Annotated in this window: 1 protein-coding gene; it reads right to left on the bottom strand. The window is 63.9% G+C overall.

Features of this window, described 5'->3' with window-relative positions:
• Positions 1-637 (bottom strand): TadE/TadG family type IV pilus assembly protein (locus EOA23_RS35070; RefSeq protein ID WP_245474458.1); only part of this gene is annotated, 637 nt, incomplete at its 3' end.
• Positions 638-903 lie beyond the last annotated feature (266 nt).

Here is a 903-nt window from a genome sequence, read left to right on the forward strand (position 1 = left end):
CTGTGGTGGTGGAGCCGTTGACAGTGCTCACCGTCGTCGTGCCGTAGCCCTTCGGATCGCCATAGCCGTTATAGCTATAGCTGATCGTCATCAGCGGCTTGGCCACCGTGTCGCCGAACTTGGTGCCGTAGAGCGTCATGGTCTTTGCCCAGTAACCCGACACCTTCGTCACCTTGAAGGTGGACTGCACCAGCGCCGGCGTCTTGCGCACCGCGGAGCCGACGCCGACCTGCACCGTGTTGATGCGGGCGATCTGCATGAAATTGGTCGGCATCGGGTAGCTCGCCGTGGCGGTGAAGGTCGCCGCGCCGAAACTGTCGACATTGACACTGGTGAGCGTCGCCGTGCCCTGGCCACTATTGGCCGCATAGGCCTGCTGCAGCGCCGTCTGGCGGTCGGCCAGCGATGTCGTGGTCGGCAGCGTGGTGATTGAGATGATCGCCGCGTCGAGCGCGTTCTGCATGTCGCTGCGGGTGGTCACCGCCGAGGTGTAGTCGACCGAAAAGCCGACTGCCGTCACCAGCGGGATCGTCAGCAGCACCATCATCGGCATCATCGAGCCGTGGCGACTGGCGAGGAAGCGTCTCGCCGCTCCGGCCAGCGCGGCCGGGCTGAACTTTCGGGCAGAACTGGGCATGCTAAGGCCTTCATCATCGCGGCATCGGAGCCGGTTTACCATCCGGGCGCGGAGCATGCCCTAAAGCGGTGGATGAATGCTTAAGCGGTTTTGAATATATTGTGAGCGGTGGCGCCTTTTCCTTCTCCCCTTGTGGGAGAAGGTGGCCGCGCAGCGGCCGGATGAGGGGTGCTCCAGGGAAAGCCAGCGTCTCACTCCGCTGGAACACCCCTCATCCGTCTCGGCGCTGGCGCGCCGATCCACCTTCCCCCACAAGGGGGGAAGGA

Source organism: Mesorhizobium sp. M2A.F.Ca.ET.042.01.1.1 (genome assembly GCF_003997405.1).
GTDB lineage: Bacteria > Pseudomonadota > Alphaproteobacteria > Rhizobiales > Rhizobiaceae > Mesorhizobium.